This window comes from Kitasatospora sp. NPDC056783 (assembly GCF_042789895.1).
Taxonomy (GTDB): Bacteria; Actinomycetota; Actinomycetes; order Streptomycetales; family Streptomycetaceae; genus Kitasatospora.
In genome coordinates, this window is sequence record NZ_JBHUAF010000497.1 from 1 (window position 1) to 5,153 (window position 5,153).

Sequence of the window (5,153 nt, forward strand, 5' to 3'; positions counted from 1 at the left end):
GGCCCGGGAGCCTCCGCATCGGCTCCCGGGCCCGGCGTTCACGCGCGGGGCGGGCGGGTCAGGAGCCCGCCGCCACCGCGGCCCGCCGCCGTCGGCCCACCACGGCCGAGGCCGCCAGCACGATGGCTGCGGCGACCAGCGACAGGTACATCTGCTTGCGCCCGTCGGCGTCGGTGAACATGTACGCCACCACGAACCCGATCATGCCGATGGCCACCCAGGTCAGGTACGGGTACAGCCACATCCGGACGGTCAGGCGCTCGGGCATCTCGCGCTCGATGATCTTGCGCATCCGCAGCTGGGAGAAGCAGATCACCAGCCAGACGAAGAGCGCGACGGCGCCGGAGGAGTTGAGCAGGAAGGCGAAGATCGTGTCCGGCGAGGTGTAGTTGAGGAAGACGGCGATGAAGCCGAACACCACCGAGGCCAGGATCGCGACCCGGGGCACCCCGCGCTCGGTCACGGTGGCGAAGGCCTTCGGGGCGTCGCCGCGCCGGCCGAGCGAGAAGGCCATCCGGGAGGCGGTGTACATCCCGGAGTTGAGGCAGGACAGCACGGCCGTCAGCACGATCACGTTCATCACCTGGCCCGCGTGCGGGATGCCGACGTGGTCCAGCACGGCCACGTACGGGCTCGCCTTGACGTCGGCGGAGTCCCACGGCAGCAGGGTGACCACCAGCAGGATCGAGCCCAGGTAGAAGATCCCGATGCGCCAGATGACGCTGTTGGTGGCCTTGCTGACCGCCTTCTCCGGGTCCTCCGACTCGCCGGCGGCCAGGGTGACGATCTCGCTGCCCATGAAGGCGAAGACCACGGTGAGCATGCCGGTGAACACCGCGCCCACCCCGTGCGGCAGGAAGCCGCCGTGCCCGGTGAGGTTGGTGGCGCCGACCGCGTGGGTGCCCGGCAGCACGCCGAAGACGGCGAGCGTGGCGATCACCAGGAAGGCGGCGATCGCGACGACCTTGATGCCGGCGAACCAGAACTCGAACTCGCCGTAGGAGGCGACCGAGAAGAGGTTGGTGGCGGTCAGCACGGCCATGACGATCAGTGCCCAGCCCCACTGGGGCACGCCGGGTATCCAGGCGTTGAGGATCTTCGCGCCGGCCGTCGCCTCGACCGCGAGCACCACGACCCAGAAGAACCAGTACAGCCAGCCGATGGTGAACCCGGCCCAGCGGCCGAGCGCCCGGTCCGCGTACGCGGAGAAGGAGCCGCTCTGCGGGTCGGCCGCGGCCATCTCGCCGAGCATCCGCATCACCAGGACGACCAGCACGCCGGCCATCGTGTAGGAGAGCAGGATGCCCGGGCCGGTGGTCGCGATGCCCGCGCCGGAGCCGACGAAGAGGCCGGCGCCGATCACGCCGCCGATGGCGATCATCGAGAGGTGGCGGTTCTTGAGACCCGCCTTCAGGTGGCCGTCGCCGCCGTGTCCGATCGGTCCCGACTGCTGGGGGACCTTCGTGGCCGTCACGGGCCTGGTGGTGTCCGCACTCATCAAGGGTGCCCTGTGCCTTTCCAGCGCGGTGTACGTCCCTCGGCTCGATGTGCCTGAGGGTGGGGGACTGAACCGCGCGTTGCATCGCAACCTAACTTCTGTGCACCGATGATCGGAACAATGTCTTGGTAACTGTTCGCTAAACGGACACAAAAGCCCTGGTCAGAGTGGGTGGAAAGGTGGCATGGAAGCCTCAAATCTGACGCAACGTCAGTGATCGAAAAGGCTTCCAGGCCCTGTCGGCGCTCGAATCGGCCGCAGTTCGAGGACGGTGAGCCCGTCCGCGTCCGGGGCCCGTCCGGCCAGCCGGGCGGCCAGGATCCGGGGGATGTCCTCCTCCTGCGAGTATCCGGGCACCACGGTCACCTCCGCGCGCCGGACGCCGGACTCGCCCCGCACCGTGTACGTCACCAGGTAGCCGTACCGCTCCGGCGGCGGCTCCCGGCCGCACTCCCGCCGGTCCTCCCGCCGGTTCTCCCGGCCGTGGGCGGTCATCCGCATCGACCTCCTCGGCCCATTGTCGGCGCGGTGTGGCCGATCCGCGCGAATCCGGGCACAGTGGGACTTCCGGGGGCATGTCGTAGGAGCGGCCCCATGCAGACCACCTGGAAGGGGACGATCAGCTTCGGGCTGGTCAGCATCCCCGTCCACCTGTACTCCGCGACCCAGGAGCACGACGTCCCGCTGCACCAGGTGCACGCGAAGGACGGCGGCCGGGTGCGGATGAAGCGGTACTGCGAGCGGGAGGAGAAGGAGGTTCCGTACGCGGAGATCGCCAAGGGGTACGAGTCCCCCGACGGGCGGACCGTCACGCTCTCCGACGAGGACCTCGCCGACCTGCCGCTGCCCAGCAAGAAGATCATCGACGTGCTGGCCTTCGTGGACGAGGGCGAGATCGACCCGCTGATGTTCTCCAAGGCCTACTACGTGGGCGTCGCCGACCAGGCCGCCGCCAAGCCGTACGCGCTGCTGCGCGACGCGCTCACCCAGTCCGGGCAGATCGCCGTCACCAAGATCGCGCTGCGCACCCGGGAGTCGCCCGCGGTGCTGCGGGTGCACGACAACACCCTGGTGCTCCAGACCTGCATCTGGCCCGACGAGGTCCGCCCGGCGGCCGGCATCGGCCCCGAGGAGGACGTCACCGTCCGGCCGCAGGAGCTCAAGATGGCGCGGTCGCTGATGGACACCCTCTCCGAGGACTTCGACCTCTCCCAGCTGCACGACGACTACCAGCAAGCGCTCCAGCAGGTGATCACCGCACGCCTGGAGGGCGTCGAGGTGCCGCACGAGGAGGAGCCGGGCGGGGCGCCGGACAACGTGATCGACCTGATGGAGGCGCTGCGCAGCAGCCTCAAGCAGGCCAAGGGCGGGCGGGGCGCCGGGGCCGGGGAGACCGCCCCGAAGGCCGCTCCGAGGACCGCCCCGAAGACCGCCTCCCCGAAGACCGCCTCGAAGCAGGCCGCGAAGACGGCGTCGGGGTCCGACACGAAGAACGGATCGAAGGCCGCCGCCAGGACCGCCGAGGGGAGTCCGGCGGCGAAGAAGACCACCACCCGGAAGTCCGCGGCTCCCCGCAAGGCGTCCTGACCCCCTCCGGGGCAGGCTTCCCGCCCGTCCAGCCGTCCGCATTGGAGACGATCCCGATGGACCTGCTGACCTACAAGGAAATCGACGCCCGGGCCGAGGCCGGAACCGGCACGGAACCCGGTACCGGCCCCGCGGTCCGCGGTGGCCGGGGCTTCGGCCACCGCGCCTGGCACTGGCTGCTCAGCCTCAGCCCCACCGTGGTGACGTTCATGATCGCGCTCTCGATCGGGCTCTGCATGGTCGCCGTCCAGGTGAGCCTGCTGCCGGTGCTGGTGCCGATGGCGATCTTCTGGGGCCTGACGCTGATCGCCATCGGCGGGGTGGTCGCCCGCTGGATGACCCCCGGACCGGGCAGGCACCGGGTGGCGTCCTGACCCGGCCGGAGTGTCCCGGTCCGATCGGGGCGGCCTGACCCGGCCGGAGTGAGCGGGGGTCCGGGAGGACTCAGCCGATCCACACCGTGGTGACGTTGCAGAACTCCCGGATCCCGTGCCCGGACAGCTCCCGCCCGAACCCGGAGCGCTTGACGCCGCCGAAGGGCAGCGCCGGGTGGGAGGCCGTCATCCCGTTGAAGAACACCCCGCCGGCCTGGATGTCCCGGACGAAGCGCTCCCGCTCGGCCTCGTCGGTGGTCCAGACGTTGGCGCTGAGCCCGAACGGGGTGTCGTTGGCGACCGCCACCGCCTCGTCCAGGTCGGCCACCCGGTAGACGGTGGCGACCGGGCCGAAGGTCTCCTCCTGGTGGATCCGCATCGCCGGGGTGATGCCGGTCAGCACCGTCGGCTCGAAGAACCAGCCGGTGTCCCAGCCGGTCGGCCGTCCGCCGCCGCACTCCACCCGGGCGCCGCGGGTGCGGGCGTCCTCGACCAGCTCCTCCAGGTCGTCCCGGCCCTGGCGGCTGGCCAGCGGACCGACGTCGGTGTCCTCGTCCATCGGGTCGCCGACCCGCAGCGAGCGCATCGCCTCGGTGAAGGCGGCGGTGAAGCGGTCGTACACGTCGGTGTGCACGACGAAGCGCTTGGCGGCGATGCAGGACTGGCCGTTGTTCTGCACCCGGGCCCGGACGGCGGTGCGCACCGCGGCGTCCAGGTCGGCGCTCGGCAGGACGACGAACGGATCGCTGCCGCCCAGTTCCAGGACGGCCTTCTTCACCTCGTCCGCCGCGGCGGACGCCACCGCCCGCCCGGCCGGCTCGCTGCCGGTGAGGGTGACGGCGGCGACCCTGCGGTCCCGGACCACGCCCTCGACCGCGCCCGAGCCGATCAGCAGGGTCTGGAAACAGCCCTCCGGGAATCCCGCCCGCTGGAACAGGTCCTCCAGCGCCAGCGCGGTGCGGGGCACGTTGGAGGCGTGCTTGAGCAGGCCGACGTTGCCCGCCATCAGGGCCGGCGCGGCGAACCGGATGACCTGCCAGAACGGGAAATTCCAGGGCATGACGGCCAGTACCGGGCCGATCGGCCGGTATCGGACATAGGCGCGGGCGGCGCCGGAGTCGGCGACGTCGGCCTCGGCCGGGTGCTCGTCGGCGAGCAGTGCCTCCGCGTGGTCCGCGTACCAGCGCATCGCCTTGGCGCACTTGGCGGCCTCGGCGCGGGCGGCGGCGAGCGGCTTGCCCATCTCCTCGGTCATGGTGCGGGCGACCGTTTCCTGGCCGTGGTCCAGCAGGTCGGCGGCGCGGTGCATCAGGGCGGCACGGGCGGCGAAGGAGGTGCCGCGCCAACTGTGGAAGGCGGCCTCGGCGCGGGCCAGCCGCCGCTCGACGCCGGCCGCGTCGAGGGGGTCGAAGGTCTGGAGGGTCTCGCCGGTCGCGGGGTTGACGCTGGCGATGGGCATGCGGGGCTCCCAGGAGGGGGTCGAGGGTCCGTGCGTCTGTCCTCACACCCCGCACGACTCATGCAGGCCCTCCCCTTCGTCCTCATCGTGGTCGTCTTCCTCTTCCTGATGAACCAGATGCAGGGCGGCGGCTCCCGCGTCATGAACTTCGGCAAGTCCAAGGCGAAGCTCATCACCAAGGACACGCCCAAGACGACGTTCTCCGACGTCGCGGGCTCCGAGGAGGCCGTCGAGG

At 71.0% G+C, this 5,153-nt stretch carries 5 protein-coding genes; 2 read left to right on the plus strand and 3 right to left on the minus strand.

The features are described 5' to 3' along the window. Positions 1–58 precede the first annotated feature (58 nt). Together ACFRMQ_RS37795 and ACFRMQ_RS37800 are read right to left on the minus strand one after the other, a co-directional pair. A complete protein-coding gene (locus ACFRMQ_RS37795; RefSeq protein ID WP_380735402.1) occupies positions 59–1,498 on the minus strand; it encodes an amino acid permease in 1,440 nt (479 codons plus the stop codon). A gap of 210 nt (positions 1,499–1,708) precedes the next feature. Beyond that, positions 1,709–1,993 carry a hypothetical protein gene (locus ACFRMQ_RS37800; RefSeq protein WP_380735403.1) on the minus strand — a complete coding sequence of 95 codons (285 nt, stop codon included), beginning with the start codon at positions 1,991–1,993 and terminating at the stop codon, positions 1,709–1,711. Between the two features lie 99 nt (positions 1,994–2,092). Here ACFRMQ_RS37800 and ACFRMQ_RS37805 point away from each other — a divergent pair, with 99 nt between their 5' ends. Both ACFRMQ_RS37805 and ACFRMQ_RS37810 read left to right on the plus strand, forming a co-directional pair. Next, positions 2,093–3,085 carry a Ku protein gene (locus tag ACFRMQ_RS37805; RefSeq protein ID WP_380735404.1) on the plus strand — a complete coding sequence of 331 codons (993 nt, stop codon included), beginning with the start codon at positions 2,093–2,095 and terminating at the stop codon, positions 3,083–3,085. 56 nt (positions 3,086–3,141) lie between these two features. Next, positions 3,142–3,459 carry a hypothetical protein gene (locus ACFRMQ_RS37810; RefSeq protein WP_380735405.1) on the plus strand — a complete coding sequence of 106 codons (318 nt, stop codon included), beginning with the start codon at positions 3,142–3,144 and terminating at the stop codon, positions 3,457–3,459. 70 nt (positions 3,460–3,529) lie between these two features. On the opposite strand, the gene ACFRMQ_RS37815 is transcribed toward ACFRMQ_RS37810, so the two are convergent. After that, positions 3,530–4,918, minus strand: a complete 1,389-nt coding sequence (locus ACFRMQ_RS37815; RefSeq protein WP_380735406.1) for an NADP-dependent succinic semialdehyde dehydrogenase — start codon at positions 4,916–4,918, stop codon at positions 3,530–3,532. Positions 4,919–5,153: the final 235 nt, after the last annotated feature.